Below are 17,150 nucleotides of genomic sequence, written 5' to 3' on the forward strand. Positions count from 1 at the left end.
GGGCCCGAGGGGTGCCGGTGTTCGGCTCGCGCCGGGCGAACGGGTCCGCCCGGCGCCGGTCAGGGGAACGGTTCAGGTCGCGATCGGCTGCGGTACGAGCATGTCGTGGTGGGACGCGATCCGGCCCGCGGTGTCGAAGCGGAACTCCGTGACCAACGACCAGGCCTCCTGTCCGGCGCGCGCGGTCGCCCGCAGGACGACGACGTCACCGTCGGCGAGGAGGCTGTCCACCGTCAGCCGCAGCCCTTCGGGCAGGGCGCGCCGGCCCGGGCCGGGGGGAGCCGTCCAGCCTCTGGTGAGGCTGTTGTCCTCGCCGCGGTTGACCGCCGCGACCAGGGCGAGGGCGAGTTCCTTGTTGCGTTCGCGCAGAGTGCGAGCGGTGAGGAGGTCGTGCAGCACCTCACCGAGGGGAGAGATCAACGCGGGCGCCACGGCAGCAGGCCCTCCCTTGTGGTTCGTCATCCCGTGCGGACAGGGGTACGGCTGTCCTGGACCACCATGGCCGTACGCCCTGGAGGGACGATGGAGGGCGGGTGAACCGCGGCGGTGTCCGGCACGGGGCGGGGCCGCCCCGCCGGAGCCGCCGCCTCGTCAGGTGCGGGTCGGTACCGGGCCGCACATCTGGTTGCCCGGGTCGGCCGGGTCGTCGCTGGTCCAGAACTGGATCCACAGCTCGGTGAACTCGCGGCGGCCGAGCCGGCCGTCCCCGTCCTGGTCGAGGCGGTCGAAGACGTCGGCGACGTCGACGCTCCGCCCGTGCCAGGTGTCGACGAGCCGGCGGTGCTCGGCGGGGGAGATACGGCCGTCGCCGTCCTCGTCGACGGCGTCGAAGACCGTCTCGGCGGTCGCCGCGACGACTCCACGCATCGTGGGCAGCAGGTCCACCATGGCGAGGATCTCGTTCAGGTCGACCTTGCCGTCATGGTCGGTGTCCACGTGCTCCGCGAGGAGGTCCCACCAGCCCCGCAGGACCGTGTCCACGCGAGCGGCCAGCTCGGATCCCGGCCGCACGCGGGGCAGGTCCTTCCAGCGTTCGGCGAGGGCCTGGAAGTCGCGCTGGTCGAGGTAGCCGTTGTCGTCGACGTCGAACGCGCGGAACATGGCGACGAGTTTGTCGCGCTGGAAGTCACTTGCCACGGCCGGCCCTTTCTTTCGGGATCCACGGCGATCCTGCCCGCGACGAGTGACGCCCCAACGGCGTACGGGGGCGCGGAAGAGCGCGTCCTGACCCCGCTCGCGCATCCGGCGCTTCGCGCGCCCCGTTCGACCACCGTGTGCGGGCCCGCCGCGCCGTCGGCGCCCGAGACCCCGGCCTCCGCAGCGCGGCGGCCGCCACCGGGGCACCCGGCTTCCCACGCTGCTCGGCGTCCTACTGCTCGGCGTCTTGCCGCTCGGCGCCTTGCTGCTCGGCGTCTCGTTGCCCGGCGCGTCGCTCGGCGGCGTCGAACGCGGGCACCAGCGGGGCCAGCGCCGCACCGAGCTGGTCGTGCAGCGAGCCCGAGGGCACGACCAGTCCTCCGGCGTCCGCACTCCCGCCGCCCCCCGCGCTCCCGGCCGGCCGGAGCCAGCCCTCCAGCGCGATGCGGACCGCCGCGGCCACGCTCGCCGCGAGCACCCGGGCCGTCTGCGCCTCGGCGTCACCGAGGCGTTCGGTGAGCACCGCGGTGAGAGGGGGCTCGATGCCGGCGGTGGTGTCGAGGAACGCGTCGCGCAGCGCCGCCCGGGTGGTGATCAGCAGCAGCGCCTCGTGACCACGCTCCCCCGTGCCCGTATCCGCATCCGTGTACGTGTCCGTCGTCGCTTCCCGGTCCGTGTACTGCCCGAGCACCGCATCCACGACGGCGTCGGCCAGCCGCACCCCTGGCGGCCGGGCCGCGACCGCCGCCGCGATGCGCGCCTCCCGGTCCGCGGTGACGGCGGAGACGATCGCCTGCTCGCGGCTGGCGAAGTAGTTGTGGTAGGTGCGGGGCGACACCCCGGCCGCCGCGGCGATGTCCTCGACCCGCACCTGGTCCGGTCCGCGCTCCACCGCGAGGCGCAGGGCCGCCTCGCGCAGCGCCTCGCGCGTGGCCTGCTTCTTCCGCTCCCGCAGTCCTGGGGGTGGTGTCGCCATGACGTCAGCGTTCCACAGGAGACTGCACGCCCGCAAACTTGCGTCCATGCAAAATCACTTGCCTTTCAAAGTTGCGCATGTGCAAACTTGCGTTTCTGCACTTTCGCTGTAGACCTCGTCCCGGCCGAGAACGGCCGGCCCCGCTGAAAGGACGTCCCCATGCGAGCAAGAGGAATGACCTACGACACCGGATTCGTCGTGCACGGCCGGCTGTCCCGCGAGCGCTTCGACCCCGCGGTGGTCCGGCGCGAGCTGGCCGTCATCCGTGACGACCTGCACTGCAACGCGGTCCAGATCACCGGCGGCGACCCGGGCCGGCTGGAGCTGGCCGCCGCTGCCGCCGCGGAACTCGGCCTGGAAGTCTGGTTCTCCCCCTATCCGCTGGAGCTGGACCGGGAGCAGATCCTCACGCTCTTCCGCGACTGCGCCGAGCGAGCGGAACGGCTCCGGCGGCAGGGCGCCACCGTCGTGTTCGTCGCAGGGGTCGAACTGAGCGTGATGAACCGCGGCTTCCTGCCCGGGGAGAGCCCCGAGGAGCGGGTCGGACGGCTGATGGCCCGGCCCGAGCGGCGGGCCGAAGCGATCCGCGAACTGGGCGTGCGCGTCAACGCGTTCCTCCGGGAGGCCGTGGCCACGGTCCGCGAGCGCTTCCGGGGCGCACTCACCTACGCCGCCATCCAGTTCGAGCAGGTCGACTGGACTCCCTTCGACATCGCGACGTTCGAGCTGATCCGCTCCGCCGAGGTCGCCGACCGGTTCCGGGACGCGGTGCGCACCCTGGCCCAGGGTCCGAAACCGCTCGCCGTCACCGGGTTCGGCACCGCTGCCTACCGCGGCGCGGGCGACCGCGGCGGACGGGTGCTGGAAGTGGTCGAGTACGACCCGGTGACCAAGGCCCCCGTACGGCTGAACGGCGTCTACGAGCGCGACGAGGCCGGTCAGGCCGCGTACCTGAGCGAACTCCTGGAGATCTTCGAATCCGAGGGCGTGGACAGCGCGTTCGTGTTCCTGTTCGCCCTGCCCGGCTACCCGCACCGCCCCGGCGGCGACCCCCGGGACGACCTGGACCGGGCCGGCCTGGGCATCGTCAAACTCCTCGAAGGACGCCGGGGAGAGACCTACCCCGACATGGACTGGGAACCCAAGGCCGCCTTCGCGGCAGTGGCCGAGCGCTACCGGAGGTGACAGCCACGCATCCCGCGCAGGACGAGCCGGCATGAGGTCGACGGGGTCCTGGATCCGGCGCCGCGAGATCTCGCACCGGCAGGTGCGCGGCGTCCGTTCAATCGGTCAGGGTGCCCTGGTGGAAGTAGAGCCGCCAGCCCGTCTCCGTCAGACGCCACAGAGAGCTGCGCCATGCCCGGCGGCCCTGGTTGTCGGCGAAGTACGTCAGGTGCACGACACCCGGGGCAAGGACGACCCCGGACACCTCGCTGACCTCGACCGGAGACTGCGGGGACACCGAGCCGCCACTCGTCACCGTGAGGACCGACTCCACGTCCCAGCGGCGTCCGGAAGCTCCGATCTCGGTGAACTCCGGGTCCAGGAGCTCCAGCACCCGCTCCGGGGAAGCGCGCACCCCGGGATCGAGAAGCCGCATCTCCCCCTCGATGGCCGCCTGTACGGCCCGCTCGCTCTCATCGGTCATGCGGGAAGCCTACGGGCGCTGCCGGCCGGGGCACGGCGGGCGGCCCTCCACGGCGGCGACGGCGCGGTGACGCATGGCACCCGCGGCACGCACCGCACCCTTCAGCGGGCCGCGCCGACGATGTCCTGGGTGCCGACGACCGTGAGCAGGTCGAGCAGGCCGGCGCTGTCCGTGCCGACCGCGGGGGTGAACCAGAGCAGTCGTTGGCGGCCGTCCTCACTGAACAGGCTGAGGCAGTTGACCTCGATCAGACCGATCGCCGGGTGGTTGAGGCGCTTTCGGTCGTCCCGCCGGAACGCCACTTCGTGGTCGGCCCAGAGGGCGGCGAACTCGGACGAGGTGTCGAGCAGCGTGCTGATCAGCGAGGAGGCCTCGGTGTCCTTCGCGTCCCGCCGTGCGGCCGCCGCCCGCAGATCGGCGACGAAGGCCCGGGACTGGGCGTCGTGGTCGGCTTCGGGATAGAGCTGCCGGGCTCCGGGTTCGGTGAACCAGCGGTGGATGAAGCTGGCCCGGGCGCCGCGGAAGCCGGACTGGTCCCCGAGCAGGGCCACCGCGAGCGGGTTCTGCACGAGGGTGACGTGCAGGTCGGTGATGACCTGCGCCGGTGTCGAGGTCAGGCGCCGGAGCAGGTCGAACATGCCGGGGTGGACGTGGGAGGCGGCCCCGCCGTGCACCGGCACCGGGCGAGCGGCCAGATGGTAGAGGTGGTCGCGTTCGTCGGCGCTCAGCCGCAGCGCCCTGGCCAGGGCGGCGATCATCTGCTCCGACGGCTGGGATCCGGCTCCGCGCTCCAGCTCGTTGTAGTAGTCCACCGATGCCCCGGCGAGCTGGGCGACCTCTTCACGCCGCAGCCCGGGGACGCGGCGGCGGGGCCCGGTGGGGAGGCCCACCTCCGCCGGGCGGATGCGTTCACGCCGCGACCGCAGAAAGGACCCCAGCTCGGTGTATTTCGCAGAACCCATGGCCCCCATTCTGCGCCTCGGCCGGTGCGGCGACCCAGGGGATGACATCCCCTGGCTGCGCTGGCCGGCAGCGCTCACTCTGGAGACGTGCACGCAAGCCCCTCCCCGCCATCGCCATAGCCGCAGCCCTCGCCATCACCGTCGTCGTCGACGACGACCGCAACCACGCACCGCGCACCGCGCGCCACGCGCCACGCGCGGCAGAAGACAGATCGATCCCAGGAGAAACCAGTGCCTTTCGCCCACTTCAAGGTCCCTGCCGGCACCCTCAGCGCCGAGGACAAGAAGAAGATCGTCGAGCGCACCACCGACCTGTACGCCGAGATCTACGGTGAGCGTGCCCGCCCCACCACCGTCGTCCTCGTCGACGAGGTCCCCGACGGCGGCTGGGGCGTCGCCGGCAACGTGCTGACCGCCGCCATGCTCAACGGCGACGCCTGATCCCGCCACACCCGTACGGGCCCGGCACCGCGGTGCCGGGCCCGTACGGGTGTGGCGGGTCCGGCACGTCAGAAGGCGCCGCTGTCCAGCCCCCACCAGGTGGCGTTGTCCCGCCGGCCCCGCCGCAGGCCGCCCGTGCCCAGCCCGTGGTACCGGACCAGCCAGTCGCCGCTCGTCGCGAGAAGGTCCGCACGGCCGTCGGCCGACCGGTCGCCCACGGTGACGAGGCTCACGGGGCCCCACCGGGCGTTCATGCCCCGGACCGGTGGGCCGGCGCCGGTCGGCGCTCGGCGTCGGCGGTCCGGGTCACACCTTGAGCTTGACCGCTTCGATCCACGACGCGTTGTCGTGGGTGCCCGCGTAGGTGAAGTCGTACCCGGTCCCGGGTTCGTCGCACGCCAGGCCGAGCCAGGTGTCGTTGTGGACGTAGGAGGACTGGCAGACCGTGCCTTTGCCGCCGTCGACGTTGATGGTGAAGCCCAGCATGCTCGGGGCGTCCTTCTCGGTACTGCCGACGTAGTTGTCGATGCCGTCGACGGCATTCGACCACGGCTCGGGGAAGTGTCCCTCGCCATTGGTCGACTCCGGGTCGTGGACGAAGGCGCCGCTGGAGGTGCCCTTGGTCCCGGACACGGCGATGTTGACGGCCTTGATCGGCATCCCCGAGCCCGGCGCGCCCGCTGTCTCGCCGTCGCACACGGCCTCGGACCAGCCGTCGCCCGGCGTGTAGACCCGGTAGCAGATGTGCCGTCCGCTCGGATCCTCGGCGGCGAGTTCCTGGACGGCGGTCGCCGCGGTCCTCTCCGGTGCCTTGCTCTCCTTCTTCTCCTTCTGCCCGGACCCACCGCCCGCCGCCGCGTCTTCGTCTCCCCCTCCGGATCCGCCCGCCTGCCGGGTCGGGGCCGGGGGTGCCGTGACGGCGTCGGAGGGCGGGGCCGCCGGCGCCTTCGGGAGCGGTGAGGGAGGGGCCTGGAGCGTACTGGTGCCGGCTTCCTGGAGCTTCTCGGTGGCGGCGGTGCTGACCCGGGGCTGGTGGGAGATCCACAGCATCACGAGGGTGATCGCCAGCGCCGTGCAGACACTGAGGAAGACCGCGAGCCAGCGCGGCAGGAGACCCCGCTGCACGTACGTGCCCTCCACGTCCAGCGGCGGCACACCCGACCGCTGCACCGCCAGGGTGTAGGGGCGCTGCTCCGCCGACCCGAGCCAGATGAGCTTGCGCGGCTTCAGCGTGGTCTTCACGAACGCCGCGCGGCCCGGCTCGATCTGCACATTGCTCGGATGGATGTCGTACGACAACTGGTCACCGTTGTCGCTGCCGCTCACCGACGCCGTCAGCTTCGTGTTGCCCACGTTGTCCACGGCCAGCCGCGGACGGCCGCGGAAGCGGCCCTTCACCGTCGGCGGTATCAACTCCGCGCGCACTTCGGTGAACGGGGTGATGGTGAGGTTCCCCTCCGGAACCGTCGTCGCCTCCGGATGCTCCGTCGGCGTGATCCGCACCGCGTACGGATTCGGCCCCGCCGTCGCGTCCGGCGTACGCGGCGGAGAGAACGTCAGTTCCACCGACCCCGTCGTCCCCGGGTACAGCCGCAGCGACTGCGGCTCCACGACGGCCCACGGTGCGAGAGCGCCCACCGCCTCGAAGCGGTACTCGTCCACCACGTCACCGGTGTTGCGCAGACGCAGCCGCACCGTCGTGGTACCACCCGGGTCCACAGTCGCGGAGGCGGGTTCGAGGGAAGTCCAGAGGCTCACTCCCGGACATTAAACGTGGCAAGGGCGCCGAGTCAGTAAGCCCCGGGGCACGATGAATGCCCGAAGGGGCGGGGTCAACTGCCCTCGTTCTCCCCGGGCGTTGAGTGAACGGTCCGCTGACCGCCGCCCGCACACGGGGCGGACCGCGCGGCCGGCGACCGAAGGCTCGGCCGTGCTGTCTCCGGGAGGCCGGGAACGCCGTCCCCCGGCCGGTCACTCCTCGACGGCTCCGCCGATGGCGCGCAGGTGCCGGCGGAAGGTGATGCCCTCCTTGTCGCGGGCGGCGAGGTAGTCGGTGAACCGGGTCTGTTCGCGGAGGGTCTCACCGAGCCGCATCCGGGTGGCCTGGGCCCGTTCGGTGTCGCGGATGGCCGTCGCGGTCCCGGCGATCTCGGCGGCGCGGCCGGCGGGGAAGAAGAGGACCCCGTCGTCGTCGCCGAGCACCACGTCCTCGCCGGTGACCGTGGCGTTGCCGCACCGCGCACGGGCGAGCGCGTCCGGCTCCTGGGCATCGACCCGCTGCGGGCCGACGGGCAGCGCTCCCTGGCTGAAGACCGGCAGGCGGATGTCACGCAGTTCGCGGGAGTCGCGGTGCAGGCCCCAGATCACGATTCCGGCCAGCTGGACGCGCTGGACCTCCAGGGCGACGAGATCGCCGACGCACGCCTCGTCGTCCCGGCCGCCGTTGTCGACCACGAGCACGTCCCCCGGGCGGGCGTGCCCGACGGCCTCCAGGAACACGTCGACGCTGCCGAAGTGCCGGGCGGGACGGGCGGGGCCGACGACGTGGGAGCCCGTCCACAGCGGACGTACGTCGGCGGGGGCGTGCCGTACGGGGAGGCCGAGCCGCGTGATCGCGTCGGCGACGTGAGGGGTCGTCAGATCAGCGTAGAGGCGCTGAAGTTCACGGGTGTCCATCAGGGTTCTCCTTGCTCTCGGTGTGTCCGCCGCGCAGGTCGGCCGGCAGACGGTGGTGCCGGCCGGTCATCGCGGTCGAGTGCGGTCGTCCCCGGCCCGCGGCCGCACCGGCCGGACAGTCCGGGGACGGCGCGCACGCGGTGAGGCGGGGCGGTACGGTGTCCGCCCGAGCGACGATGTTCCCCTGCGTCAACCCCACGGGGCGGGACCTTACGGTATGCCTCGCGCCCCGCGTCCCGGCGTCCGCCGGGACGGTCTCCCGGCCCGTTGAGGGCGCGCCGCGCCGAGGTGTGCGACGGCTGCCGGCATGCCGTCGGGGCCGTCCGTCCTTACGGTGGGCGGGACGGACACCGCCGCGTGAGAGGAACCGTTCCATGCCGGTCACCGAGGACCCCCTGCGCGGACGGACGGCGGTGGTGACCGGAGCGGCACGCGGTCTGGGCGCGGCGATGGCCCGGGAACTGTCCGCGCGCGGGGCGAAGGTGGCGCTGCTCGGGCATGAGGAGCGGCTGCTGACACGGCTCAAGGCGTCGCTGCCCGGCATCAGCGAGTACTGGTCGGCCGATGTCACGGACGACCGGGACATGGCCCGGGCCGGGCAGGCCGTCCGCGCGCGGCTCGGCCCGCCCTCCGTCGTGGTCGCCAACGCGGGTGTGGCCGAGTGCGGCCCGTTCGCCGGCTCCGACCCCGCCGTGTGGCGCCGCGTGGTCGAGGTGAACCTCATCGGCAGTGCCGTCACCGCCCGGACGTTCCTCGGGGACCTGTTCCGCACCCGCGGCTACTTCCTCCAGGTGGCGTCGTTCGCCTCCCTCGGTGCCGCTCCGATGATGAGCGCGTACTGCGCTTCGAAGGCCGGGGCGGAGTCGTTCGCCCACTCGCTGCGGGCGGAGGTGGCCCACCGGGGCGTGGGCGTCGGCATCGCGTACATCAACTGGACCGACACCGACATGATCCGCGACTCCGACCGGCATCCGGCGCTGCGGGAACTGCGCGGCCACATGCCGCCGCCGGCGCGCAAGGTGTACGGCGCCGAGCACGTGGCGGACCGGCTGGTCACCGCGATCGAACGGCGCCGCCCCTCGGTCTACGTACCGCGGTGGCTCCGGGCGGCCCAGCTCGTACGTGCCGCGATGCCGCCCGTGGTCACCTGGGTGGCGCGCCGCGAACTCCCCCGCCTCGCGGCCGGCGAGCCGTTCGAGACCACGGGACTGCTGGGCGCCGGCGGCCGGGCCGACCAGACTGGTCCGTGATCCGCGCACGGGGCGGTACGGGGGCGCGAGGCGGCCCTCGTGCGGGCCGGCCCGGGGCTTCGGGTGCCGCCGCGACCCGGCGTGCGGGGCGGCTCCTGTGCCGCGGGGCGCCCGCCGTCGCCGGCCCCCCTCCGCCGGCGGCCGCGCGCCCGGACGCGGGCACGGGTCCGGGCCTCCCGGCCGGTCCGCCGAGGGCACTGTCTCAGGCGGGGCCGACCAGGCGGTAGCCGATCCCTCGGACGCTCTGGACCGGGTCCGGGTGGCCGAGCCGGCGGCGGAGCCGGCCGATCAGTGCGTCGACCGCGTCGGAGTCCGGCGGGTGCCCGTCGCCGGCGCAGCACAGGGCCAGCCGGTCACGGGTGACCAGCGCGCCGCCCGCCAGCATCAGGGCCTGGAGGACCGCCTCCTCGGTGACGGTCAGGGACAGCGGTACCCCGGCGCGGGTGAACCGGCCGCCGTGCGCGCTCCGTTCCAGATCGCCGAAGCGCAGCCGGGGCCCCTGGCCGACAGCCACGGGGGCGCGGAAGAGGGCGAGCGCACGGGAGGTGAGGTCGGCGGTGGTGAAGGGCTTGACCAGGTGGTCGTCGGCGCCCTGCTCGATGAGGGTCACCCGTTCGGCGTACGAGTCGAGCGCGGTGAGCATCAGGACCGGGCGGGTCCAGCCGGTCCGGCGGTGGGCGGCGACCAGGCGGAGGACGTCCCCGTCGGGCTGCGCCCGGTCACCCACGAGACCGTGGCAGGCGCTCGCGCCCAACTTGAGGCCGGCGTCGGCGAGGTCGGCGGCCGTGTCGGTGTCGAAGCCGATCCGGAGCAGACACCCGGAGATCAGTGCCGCGAGGCCCGGATCGTGCTGCACGACGAGTATGCGCATGGCGCCCGACTCTAGTGCTGTCGTCACATTCCCGTCGTCAACCGGAGGGCGGGCCCGCGGCGTCCGGTGCGTGCTCTCGTGCCGGGCGGAAGTCCCCCCGTACTGGGCGTACTCGGGCTTTCGCCCGGTGCGGCGAGAGGGCGTGCCAGGTTTCGCGGGGCGGCCGGGAATTCGACGACAGGGCCCAGGCCCCCTCCGGCGGATCACGCCCCCGGCGTGGGGCCCGGCACGCCCGCCTGCGGCGTCGCCGTCACTCGCCGGCGCGCCGCGCCGGCTCCCTCCTCCGCCTTGCGTCCGCACGCACCAGCCCCCGCTGACCTGGACCGATCAGGCGCTGTGAGTTCCCTGCGGTCCGATCCGCCGGACAGGCCCTGAACGGTGGCGGCGCGGAGGGAACCGGCCGCCGGGAAGGCGCCTCCCCGCGCCGGGTGACGGCGCGTACGCTCGGCCCATGGTCGAACACCGCGTGGTCCATGTGAACGGAATCCGGCTGCACATCGCCGAGCAGGGCGAAGGCCCCCTGGTCGTGCTCCTGCACGGCTTCCCCGAGTCCTGGCGCTCCTGGCGCCACCAGTTCGGTCCGCTGGCCGAGGCGGGGTACCGCGTCGTCGCCCCGGACCAGCGCGGCTACGGCCGCAGCGACCACCCCGCCGACGTCGGGGCGTACACCATCCTGCACCTGGTCGGTGACGTCGTCGGGCTGGTCCGGGCGCTGGGCGAGGAGAGGGCGTACGTCGTCGGGCACGACTGGGGGGCGCCGGTGGCCTGGCACACCGCGCTGATGCGCCCGGACATGGTCCTCGGGGTGGCGGGGCTGAGTGTGCCGCCGCCGTTCCGGGGCAAGGAGCCGCCGCTGGCCGCCATGGACAGGGCGTTCGGCGGACGCTTCTACTGGAACTACTTCGACCGCCCCGGTGTCGCCGACGCCGAGTTCGGGCGGGACACGCGCACAGCGCTGCGGAAGTTCATCTACTCGGCCTCGGGTGATGCTCCCGGCGGTGTGAAGCAGCCGCTCGTCGACCCGGAGCGCGGCTGGCTCGCGGCCATGCCGGATCCCGAGACGCTGCCCGGCTGGCTCACCGAGGAGGACCTCGACGCGCTCACCGAGAGCTTCTCCGAGGGCTTCACCGGTGCGCTCAACTGGTACCGCAACCTCGACCGCAACTGGGAACTGACCGCGCCGTGGGCCGATGCGGTCGTCACCACGCCGGCCCTGTACGTCTACGGCGACCGCGACCCCGTTCCCGCCTTCCCCGGCGCGCCCGAACTCATCGCGAGCCTTCCCGGCCGGATGCCCGGCCTGCGGCGCCGGCCTGTCGAGCTCGCGGGCTGCGGACACTGGACCCAGCAGGAACGCCCGGCCGAGGTGAACGCGGCCCTCCTCGACTTCCTCCGCTCCTGCCCGCAGCGCCCGTGACCCTGCGCGGCCCGTCACCGGGAGGCCGGTGAACTCCCTGCTGCGCGCGGTCGTCCGGCCGGACGGACGAGGTCTTTCCGGCCGCTCGGCGCAGAAGGGAGCCGCCCCGTCACCGCAGCCGGGCGAAGGCCTGGTCGGCGTCGGTGACGGCCTCGGGGTGCACGTCGCGGGCGGGCCGCCCGTCGGCGATCTTCTGCCAGTTGGTGCGGGCGAGCACCCGCTGGACCGCGAGCACCTGGGCCGCTCTCAGCCGTGCCTGGACGTCCGGTCCCGGATCGAGGGCCTCGGCCAGCACCTGCTCGTCCTCGAGCATGTACTGCGTGAGCCGCCCCGCCAGGCTCGGCGTGGTGAACACGAGACGGTGGAAGTCCACCACCGCGGGATGGTCGCACAGGCCGGTGACGGGCTCGTACCGGTCGAGGCCGGCCCGGAAGTGCCGGTGCAGCGCCGCCATCGGGGAGACGCCGGGCCCGCGCTCACGCACGACGCGCGCGGCCTCACCCTGGTGGTCCGCGAACCGGTGCAGCACCAGGTCCTCTTTGGTGGGGAAGTACCGGAAGAGGGTGGGCTTGGAGACCTCGGCCGCCGCGGCGATGTCGCTGACCGACACCTGGTCGAATCCGTGCGCCAGGAACAGGGAGACCGCCGCCTCGGCGATGGCGTCACGGGTCCGCGCCTTCTTGCGGGCGCGCAGCCCCGTCGGCTCGATCACTCGCTCAGCATAACATTCTTAACCGAGTTGCTTTTTTAACCCAGTAACGCTTTGATGCGCGGGTGACTCAGACAGACCTTCCCGAAGCGGACACCGCCTCCCTGCCGGCCCGGCCCCACACGCCCCCGGTGCTCGTCACCGGGGCCACCGGCCGGATCGGACGCGCGGTCATCGACCAGCTCCTCGGCGCGGGCGTGCCGGTCCGCGCCCTCACGCGACGCGCCGAAGCGGCGGCGACGCTGCCGGCCGGCGTCGAAGCCGTCACCGGGGACCTCACCGTGCCCGCGTCTCTCGACGGGGCGCTGCGGGGCACCGGCGCCGTCTTCCTCCTGTGGACCGCGCCGCTGGCGACCGCCGAGGCGGTGGTCGGGCGGCTGGCGGCCCACACGCGGCGCATCGTCTTCCTGTCCTCGCCGCACCGGACACCGCACCCGTTCTTCCAGCAGCCGAACCCCATGGCGGCGCTCCACGCCGGGATCGAGCGGCTCATCGCGGCCACCGGAGTCGAGTCGACGGTCATCCGGCCGGGGATGCTCGCGTCCAACGCGTCGGCCTGGTGGGGTCCCGCCGTCCGCGCGGGCGATGTCGTCCGGTGGCCCTACGGCGCCGCCGAGACCGCGCCCGTCGACGACCGGGACGTCGCGGCCGTCGCGGCGCGGACGCTGTACCAGGACGGGCATGCCGGCGGTGACTACGTCCTCACCGGCCCCGAGTCGCTGAGCCAGGCGGAGCAGGTGGAGATCATCGGGGAGGTGCTGGGGCGCCCGGTCAGGTTCAGCGAGCTGTCGCCGGAGGAGTTCCGCAGCCGGACGGAGGGGAAGGCGCCGCGCCCGGTCGTCGACATGCTGCTCAGCGCCTGGGGCGCGACGCTCGGGAGGCCCGCCCACGTCACCTCCGCCGTGTCCGACGTGCTCGGGGTGCCGCCGAGGACGTTCTCCCGCTGGGTCGCAGATCACGCCGGCGCGTTCGGGCACGCCCCGGTCTCGTCCGGCTGAACTTCGCCCCGGGTGAGCGGCTCTCGCCCGTCGCGCCGCGGGGCGAACGGTCCGTGCAGGGCCGCCCATTGGAGGAGCAGGATGGTCTTGCCGTCCGCGATGCGGCCGTCGCCGGTCATGGCCAGGGCCTCCGTGAAGGGGAGTTCGAGGACCTCGATGTCCTCGCCGTCCTCCTCCAGTCCGCCGCCGGCGCCGGTCCGGTCGGCCGGGGTGTAGGGCGCGGCGAAGAAGTGAAGGCGCTCGGTGACGGAACCGGGGCTCATGTAGGCGTCGAGGACGTGGGTGAGGGGGCCGAGGGTCACGCCGAGTTCCTCGGCGCTCTCGCGGCGGACCGCGGTGTACGCGTCGTCCGCGTCGAGCAGCCCGGCCGCGGCCTCGACGAGCATGCCGTCGGGGTGGTCGTTCACGTAGGCCGGGTAGCGGAACTGGCGGGTGAGCAGGACGCGGTCGCGCCCGGTGTCGTAGGGCAGGACGACGGCGCCGTTGCCGCGGTCGTAGGTCTCGCGCTGCTGGGTCTCCCACCGTCCGTCGCGGCGGCGGTAGTCGAAGGTGGTGCGGCGCAGGACGTGCCAGCCCTGGGAGGTGAGTTCGACGTCGCGCACCCGGACGCCGGGGTTGCGGTCGAGGCCCCGGCCGGCCCGGTCGAGGCCGGTGCGCCCGCGGTGGTCGGGGATGTCGATGCCCGGTCGGCCTGTCACACGGGTCTCGTCGGGGACGACGAGCTGGGGATGGTCGGTCACAGGCGCTAAGATACACGCAGGATCGTGCAAGAACAGGCACGATTATTAACGCAGGGGGATCTGAATGAGGGGAAACGTGAATGCTGGCCGCTGAACGACGTGAGCACCTGCTCGGTCTGCTCGCCCGCAGGGGAAAGATCGTGGCGAAGGAAGTCGCCGCCGCACTGGGCATCTCGGAGGACAGCGTGCGGCGCGACCTGCGCGATCTGGCCGCCGAGGGGCTGTGCCAGCGGGTCTACGGCGGCGCGCTGCCCGTCTCTCCAGCGGTGGCGGACTACGGCGCCCGGCAGGCGGTGGCCCCGGACGGCAAGCGGAAGGTGGCCGCGGCGGCCGCCGGGCTGGTGCGCCCGGGCGGCACGCTGATTCTCGACGGCGGCACCACCGCCCTCGCCGTCGCCCGCGCGCTCCCCGGGGACCTCTCCTGCACCGTGATCACCCACAGCCCGACGATCGCAGCGGCGCTGCTCGACCATCCCCGGGCGGAGCTCTTCCTGCTCGGGGGGCGCCTCTTCAAGCACTCGGCGGTCACGTGCGGTGCCGCCGCGGTCGAGGCCGCGCAGAACGTCTCCGCGGACATCTTCCTGCTCGGTGTCACCGGGGTGCACCCCGAGGCCGGACTGACCACGGGAGACGCCGAGGAGGCGGCGATGAAGCGCGCCCTGTCGGCACGGGCCGCGGACACCTACGTCCTCGCCTCCTCGGAGAAGATCGGCACGGCTTCACCGTTCCGCGTCCTGCCCTGGGAGAGGATCAGCGGCCTGATCACCGACGCCGGTCCCCGCGACACCGTCGTCGAACAGCTCAAGGCGCTCGGGGTGGAGATCCTGGCAGCCGTCTGACACTCCGGTCCGGGACGTCCCGCGCGTGGCCCCGTGCCGGAGTGCCGGTCAGCCGAGATAGTGCGCGCGTCCCTCGTCGTCGAGTTCGAAGGGCCCCTCGGGGATGATGCAGAATTCATTGCCCTCGGGGTCCGCCATCACCAGGAACCCGCCGTCGGCGTACTGCTCCAGCCTGCGCCCGCCCAGCGCCTCGACCCGCTGCTGCTCGGCGGCGGGGTCGGCCGAACTGACGTCGAAGTGCATGCGGTTCTTGCCGGTCCTGGGCCCGGCGTTCCGCTGGAAGCCCAGGCCCAGGTCGTTCTCCCGCCGCAGCCATACGTACGGTCCCGTACGGCCCACGATCGGCCTGCCGAGCAGTTCGGACCAGAAGCGGGCGAGCCGCTCCGGGTCCCCGGCGTCGACGATGAGGGCATTGATCCGCACAGATGAGTCAGCCATGCCCCGATCCTCTCAGGGCGGCGGGGCAGGGCGGTGGTGTCGAATGCGCGGTGCGCGGCGCGTCTCGCCGCAGGCCGGCCTGCGGCGCCTTGCCGGCCGGACGTGCGGTCAGCCGCCCTGGCCGGCGCTGCCCACCGGGCCGACCGTCACCTGGGAGGCGGTGCTGTCCGTGACGGGCAGCGTGGCGGCGCCGGGCCACGCGAGGGTGACCGTCTTGGTCTCGTTCGGCGGCGTCACCAGCAGCCCCGTGACGCGGACGCCGGAGCCGCCCGTGTCGTTGGTGGGGTAGTGGATGCCGAAGGCGATCGACTGCCCGTTCCTGAGCACCGACGAGGTGGCCTTCTCACCCGTGCGCTTCGCGGACAGCGAGCCCTCCTTGAGCTTCAGGTCGACGCCCGCGTACCCCGAGATCGTGCAGTCCCGGCCGCCGCGGTTCTTCATCGTCACGGCGACGGTGCGGTCGGGGTCGCCGTCGATGGTGTTGTCCGCCGCCGTGATCTCCAGCTCGTCGGTACGGCACCTGCCGGTCTTGCCGGTCGTGCCCGCCGCGTCGGATCCGGTGCCCGCGGCCGCGCCCTGCCCGGAGGAGTTCTTGCCCGCCGTGCCGCTCCCGGCCGAGCCGGCGCCCTCGGAGTCCTGCGCGCCGCCGCCCTGGCCCGAGCCGCCGCCCGCTCCCGTCCCGCCGCCCGAGGAGGACGCGGTGGACGCGGCCGACGGGTCGCTCTGTCCCGTCGTGCCGCCGTCGTCGTTCTGGCAGGCGGTGAGCGAGAGGCTCGCGGCGACGGCCAGGGCGGCGAAGGTGAGCTTGTGAACGCGCATCGTTTTCCTCAGTTCGGTTGTGGGGGACCGGCCGTTCGGTACGAGTCCGTACCCCTCCGTACGAGTCGGCGGGCGTCGGCGGGAGTCTCGGTACCGGCGAGCGATTCTGACCGAGAGGACTCGTCGGCCTCGGTGAGCCGTTCCCCGTCGGCGCCCGCTGATACATCCCTGTGACACGCCTCGGCGCACGACGCGCGCCACCACCGCAAGCGCCCCTCTCGCGCCTGCCGGGGAGCACCGTCCGCCGGGACAGACCCGTGACCCGGTGGATCTTGACCAGTGTCCCAGGCGCGGCATGCACGCCCACGCCCACCCCCCGGCTCCGGGCGGGACCTTGGCCGGCCGGGGTCGGGCCCCCCTCGTCCGGCGGCACCGCCCCGCCCGCCATGGGTCGCCGGAAGGTGACACTCTCTCGCCGGTGGTTCGTTCACCTCCTCTCCTGACTCGCCCTCAGCAGCCTGGCCCGATCACGCCATGGCGGCGCTCTGCGCGCTCGCGGACGGCACGGGCGCCGGCCACGCGCAACCCCGACGAAGCCGACCCGCGCGGGGAACCGGACGTGGTGCGGGGCGAGCGGCGCACCGGGCGGTGGTCCGCCGCGCCGGCCGGCTCGCTCGGCTCCGGCGGGCACGACGCCACTCTCGTCCTCACCGCATGACGACGAGACGGTGAACGCGCCGCCGGACTACCAAAGGCGTGCGTCCGGGTCCCCGGAGAGACCGGCCACCTCGTCGACCAGGGGCTGCACCCGGTAAGGGACGACCGCGCTCAGTGCGATGACCGTCGTGCTGCGCCGGACGCCCGGGACCTCGAGAACATGGTCGATCACCTGCTGCACGTGCTGGTTGCTCACGCCCACGATGCGGCACCAGATGTCGCCGGGGCCCGTCACGACGTGCGCCTCGACGATCTGCGGCACGGCCCGCAGGCGGGCGGTGATGGCCTCGCGGGCGGGCTGGTCCACCTCGAACGTGGTGAACGCCTCGACCCCGTGACCGAGAGCGGCGACGTCCACGTCCGGTCCGTAGCCGGTCACCACGCCGGAAGCGGTGAGCCGGTCGAGCCGGGCCTGCAGCGTGCCGCGCGCGACGCCGAGCCGGCGGGCGATCTCCAGCAGGCCCTCACGCGGACACTCCCTCAGCAGACGCAGCATCCGGCCGTCGAGCGCGTCGAGTCCCTGCCGTGCCACCGTTCCTGCCGATCTGTGACCTGTGAGGCACCCTCACACC

The 17,150-nt window shown here is 73.3% G+C and carries 20 protein-coding genes; 6 read left to right on the forward strand and 14 right to left on the reverse strand.

The annotated features are described in order from the left end of the window. Positions 1–72 precede the first annotated feature (72 nt). The 3 genes from AC6I72_RS34100 to AC6I72_RS34110 all read right to left on the reverse strand — a co-directional run bounded on the left by AC6I72_RS34100 (position 73) and on the right by AC6I72_RS34110 (position 2,113). The gene (locus tag AC6I72_RS34100; RefSeq protein ID WP_498005325.1) at positions 73–432 is read right to left on the reverse strand and encodes a nuclear transport factor 2 family protein; all 360 of its coding nucleotides are present in this window, start codon (positions 430–432) and stop codon (positions 73–75) included. A gap of 159 nt (positions 433–591) precedes the next feature. Then, positions 592–1,137: an EF-hand domain-containing protein gene (locus tag AC6I72_RS34105; protein ID WP_498005326.1), complete on the reverse strand. Its 546-nt coding sequence runs from the start codon at positions 1,135–1,137 to the stop codon at positions 592–594. A 232-nt stretch (positions 1,138–1,369) separates the two neighbouring features. Then, positions 1,370–2,113, reverse strand: a complete 744-nt coding sequence (locus tag AC6I72_RS34110) for a TetR/AcrR family transcriptional regulator (RefSeq protein WP_498005327.1) — start codon at positions 2,111–2,113, stop codon at positions 1,370–1,372. Between the two features lie 159 nt (positions 2,114–2,272). On the opposite strand from AC6I72_RS34110, the gene AC6I72_RS34115 reads away from it, so the two are divergent. Further along, complete coding sequence (locus AC6I72_RS34115) at positions 2,273–3,298, forward strand: glycoside hydrolase family 113 protein (RefSeq protein ID WP_498005328.1); 1,026 nt, start codon at positions 2,273–2,275, stop codon at positions 3,296–3,298. 97 nt (positions 3,299–3,395) lie between these two features. On the opposite strand, the gene AC6I72_RS34120 is transcribed toward AC6I72_RS34115, so the two are convergent. Both AC6I72_RS34120 and AC6I72_RS34125 read right to left on the reverse strand, forming a co-directional pair. Further along, positions 3,396–3,761: a nuclear transport factor 2 family protein gene (locus tag AC6I72_RS34120; RefSeq protein ID WP_498005329.1), complete on the reverse strand. Its 366-nt coding sequence runs from the start codon at positions 3,759–3,761 to the stop codon at positions 3,396–3,398. A 101-nt stretch (positions 3,762–3,862) separates the two neighbouring features. Further along, positions 3,863–4,723, reverse strand: coding sequence for a helix-turn-helix transcriptional regulator (locus tag AC6I72_RS34125; protein WP_498005330.1), 861 nt, complete (start codon positions 4,721–4,723; stop codon positions 3,863–3,865). Between the two features lie 231 nt (positions 4,724–4,954). Between AC6I72_RS34125 and AC6I72_RS34130 the strand changes: the two genes are divergently transcribed. Then, on the forward strand, positions 4,955–5,164 hold the full coding sequence (locus AC6I72_RS34130) for a 4-oxalocrotonate tautomerase family protein (protein WP_498005331.1): 210 nt from the start codon (positions 4,955–4,957) through the stop codon (positions 5,162–5,164). Between the two features lie 68 nt (positions 5,165–5,232). On the opposite strand, the gene AC6I72_RS34135 is transcribed toward AC6I72_RS34130, so the two are convergent. From AC6I72_RS34135 to AC6I72_RS34145, 3 genes are all read right to left on the reverse strand, one after another. Next, positions 5,233–5,397 carry a hypothetical protein gene (locus AC6I72_RS34135; protein WP_498005332.1) on the reverse strand — a complete coding sequence of 55 codons (165 nt, stop codon included), beginning with the start codon at positions 5,395–5,397 and terminating at the stop codon, positions 5,233–5,235. Between the two features lie 73 nt (positions 5,398–5,470). Then, the gene (locus AC6I72_RS34140; RefSeq protein ID WP_498005333.1) at positions 5,471–6,922 is read right to left on the reverse strand and encodes a COG1470 family protein; all 1,452 of its coding nucleotides are present in this window, start codon (positions 6,920–6,922) and stop codon (positions 5,471–5,473) included. 213 nt (positions 6,923–7,135) lie between these two features. Continuing rightward, entirely contained in the window at positions 7,136–7,840 is a 705-nt protein-coding gene (locus tag AC6I72_RS34145) for an RraA family protein (protein ID WP_498005334.1), read from the reverse strand. A 374-nt stretch (positions 7,841–8,214) separates the two neighbouring features. On the opposite strand from AC6I72_RS34145, the gene AC6I72_RS34150 reads away from it, so the two are divergent. After that, entirely contained in the window at positions 8,215–9,090 is an 876-nt protein-coding gene (locus AC6I72_RS34150) for an SDR family oxidoreductase (protein WP_498005335.1), read from the forward strand. 202 nt (positions 9,091–9,292) lie between these two features. Here the strand turns inward: AC6I72_RS34150 and AC6I72_RS34155 are convergent, their stop codons facing one another. After that, a complete protein-coding gene (locus tag AC6I72_RS34155) occupies positions 9,293–9,961 on the reverse strand; it encodes a response regulator transcription factor (RefSeq protein WP_498005336.1) in 669 nt (222 codons plus the stop codon). A 451-nt stretch (positions 9,962–10,412) separates the two neighbouring features. Between AC6I72_RS34155 and AC6I72_RS34160 the strand changes: the two genes are divergently transcribed. Continuing rightward, positions 10,413–11,378 carry an alpha/beta fold hydrolase gene (locus tag AC6I72_RS34160; RefSeq protein WP_498005337.1) on the forward strand — a complete coding sequence of 322 codons (966 nt, stop codon included), beginning with the start codon at positions 10,413–10,415 and terminating at the stop codon, positions 11,376–11,378. Between the two features lie 109 nt (positions 11,379–11,487). Here AC6I72_RS34160 and AC6I72_RS34165 read toward each other — a convergent pair whose 3' ends face one another. Next, the gene (locus AC6I72_RS34165) at positions 11,488–12,090 is read right to left on the reverse strand and encodes a TetR/AcrR family transcriptional regulator (protein ID WP_498005338.1); all 603 of its coding nucleotides are present in this window, start codon (positions 12,088–12,090) and stop codon (positions 11,488–11,490) included. 62 nt (positions 12,091–12,152) lie between these two features. Here AC6I72_RS34165 and AC6I72_RS34170 point away from each other — a divergent pair, with 62 nt between their 5' ends. After that, on the forward strand, positions 12,153–13,085 hold the full coding sequence (locus AC6I72_RS34170; RefSeq protein ID WP_498005339.1) for an NAD(P)H-binding protein: 933 nt from the start codon (positions 12,153–12,155) through the stop codon (positions 13,083–13,085). On the opposite strand, the gene AC6I72_RS34175 is transcribed toward AC6I72_RS34170, so the two are convergent. Further along, on the reverse strand, positions 13,043–13,783 hold the full coding sequence (locus AC6I72_RS34175) for an NUDIX domain-containing protein (protein WP_498006435.1): 741 nt from the start codon (positions 13,781–13,783) through the stop codon (positions 13,043–13,045). The two genes, AC6I72_RS34170 and AC6I72_RS34175, sit on opposite strands and share 43 nt — an antisense overlap. A 122-nt stretch (positions 13,784–13,905) precedes the next feature. Between AC6I72_RS34175 and AC6I72_RS34180 the strand changes: the two genes are divergently transcribed. Further along, positions 13,906–14,664: a DeoR/GlpR family DNA-binding transcription regulator gene (locus tag AC6I72_RS34180; RefSeq protein WP_498005340.1), complete on the forward strand. Its 759-nt coding sequence runs from the start codon at positions 13,906–13,908 to the stop codon at positions 14,662–14,664. 48 nt (positions 14,665–14,712) lie between these two features. Here AC6I72_RS34180 and AC6I72_RS34185 read toward each other — a convergent pair whose 3' ends face one another. From AC6I72_RS34185 to AC6I72_RS34195, 3 genes are all read right to left on the reverse strand, one after another. Next, positions 14,713–15,102, reverse strand: a complete 390-nt coding sequence (locus AC6I72_RS34185) for a VOC family protein (RefSeq protein WP_498005341.1) — start codon at positions 15,100–15,102, stop codon at positions 14,713–14,715. A gap of 108 nt (positions 15,103–15,210) precedes the next feature. Then, a complete protein-coding gene (locus AC6I72_RS34190; RefSeq protein ID WP_498005342.1) occupies positions 15,211–15,921 on the reverse strand; it encodes a DUF4232 domain-containing protein in 711 nt (236 codons plus the stop codon). Between the two features lie 685 nt (positions 15,922–16,606). Beyond that, positions 16,607–17,110 (reverse strand): Lrp/AsnC family transcriptional regulator, encoded by a 504-nt coding sequence (locus tag AC6I72_RS34195; protein WP_498005343.1) that lies wholly within the window; start codon positions 17,108–17,110, stop codon positions 16,607–16,609. Positions 17,111–17,150: the final 40 nt, after the last annotated feature.

The sequence above is a fragment of the Streptomyces sp. Xyl84 genome (assembly GCF_059731885.1).

Excerpts from the sequence above, each read along its gene's own strand:
- AC6I72_RS34110 (WP_498005327.1), bottom strand. The coding sequence starts at position 2,113 with ATGGCGACACCACCCCCAGGACTGCGGGAGCGGAAGAAGCAGGCCACG.
- AC6I72_RS34115 (WP_498005328.1), top strand. The coding sequence starts at position 2,273 with ATGCGAGCAAGAGGAATGACCTACGACACCGGATTCGTCGTGCACGGC.
- AC6I72_RS34120 (WP_498005329.1), bottom strand. The coding sequence starts at position 3,761 with ATGACCGATGAGAGCGAGCGGGCCGTACAGGCGGCCATCGAGGGGGAG.
- AC6I72_RS34125 (WP_498005330.1), bottom strand. The coding sequence starts at position 4,723 with ATGGGTTCTGCGAAATACACCGAGCTGGGGTCCTTTCTGCGGTCGCGG.
- AC6I72_RS34145 (WP_498005334.1), bottom strand. The coding sequence starts at position 7,840 with ATGGACACCCGTGAACTTCAGCGCCTCTACGCTGATCTGACGACCCCT.
- AC6I72_RS34150 (WP_498005335.1), top strand. The coding sequence starts at position 8,215 with ATGCCGGTCACCGAGGACCCCCTGCGCGGACGGACGGCGGTGGTGACC.
- AC6I72_RS34155 (WP_498005336.1), bottom strand. The coding sequence starts at position 9,961 with ATGCGCATACTCGTCGTGCAGCACGATCCGGGCCTCGCGGCACTGATC.
- AC6I72_RS34160 (WP_498005337.1), top strand. The coding sequence starts at position 10,413 with ATGGTCGAACACCGCGTGGTCCATGTGAACGGAATCCGGCTGCACATC.
- AC6I72_RS34180 (WP_498005340.1), top strand. The coding sequence starts at position 13,906 with ATGCTGGCCGCTGAACGACGTGAGCACCTGCTCGGTCTGCTCGCCCGC.
- AC6I72_RS34185 (WP_498005341.1), bottom strand. The coding sequence starts at position 15,102 with ATGGCTGACTCATCTGTGCGGATCAATGCCCTCATCGTCGACGCCGGG.
- AC6I72_RS34190 (WP_498005342.1), bottom strand. The coding sequence starts at position 15,921 with ATGCGCGTTCACAAGCTCACCTTCGCCGCCCTGGCCGTCGCCGCGAGC.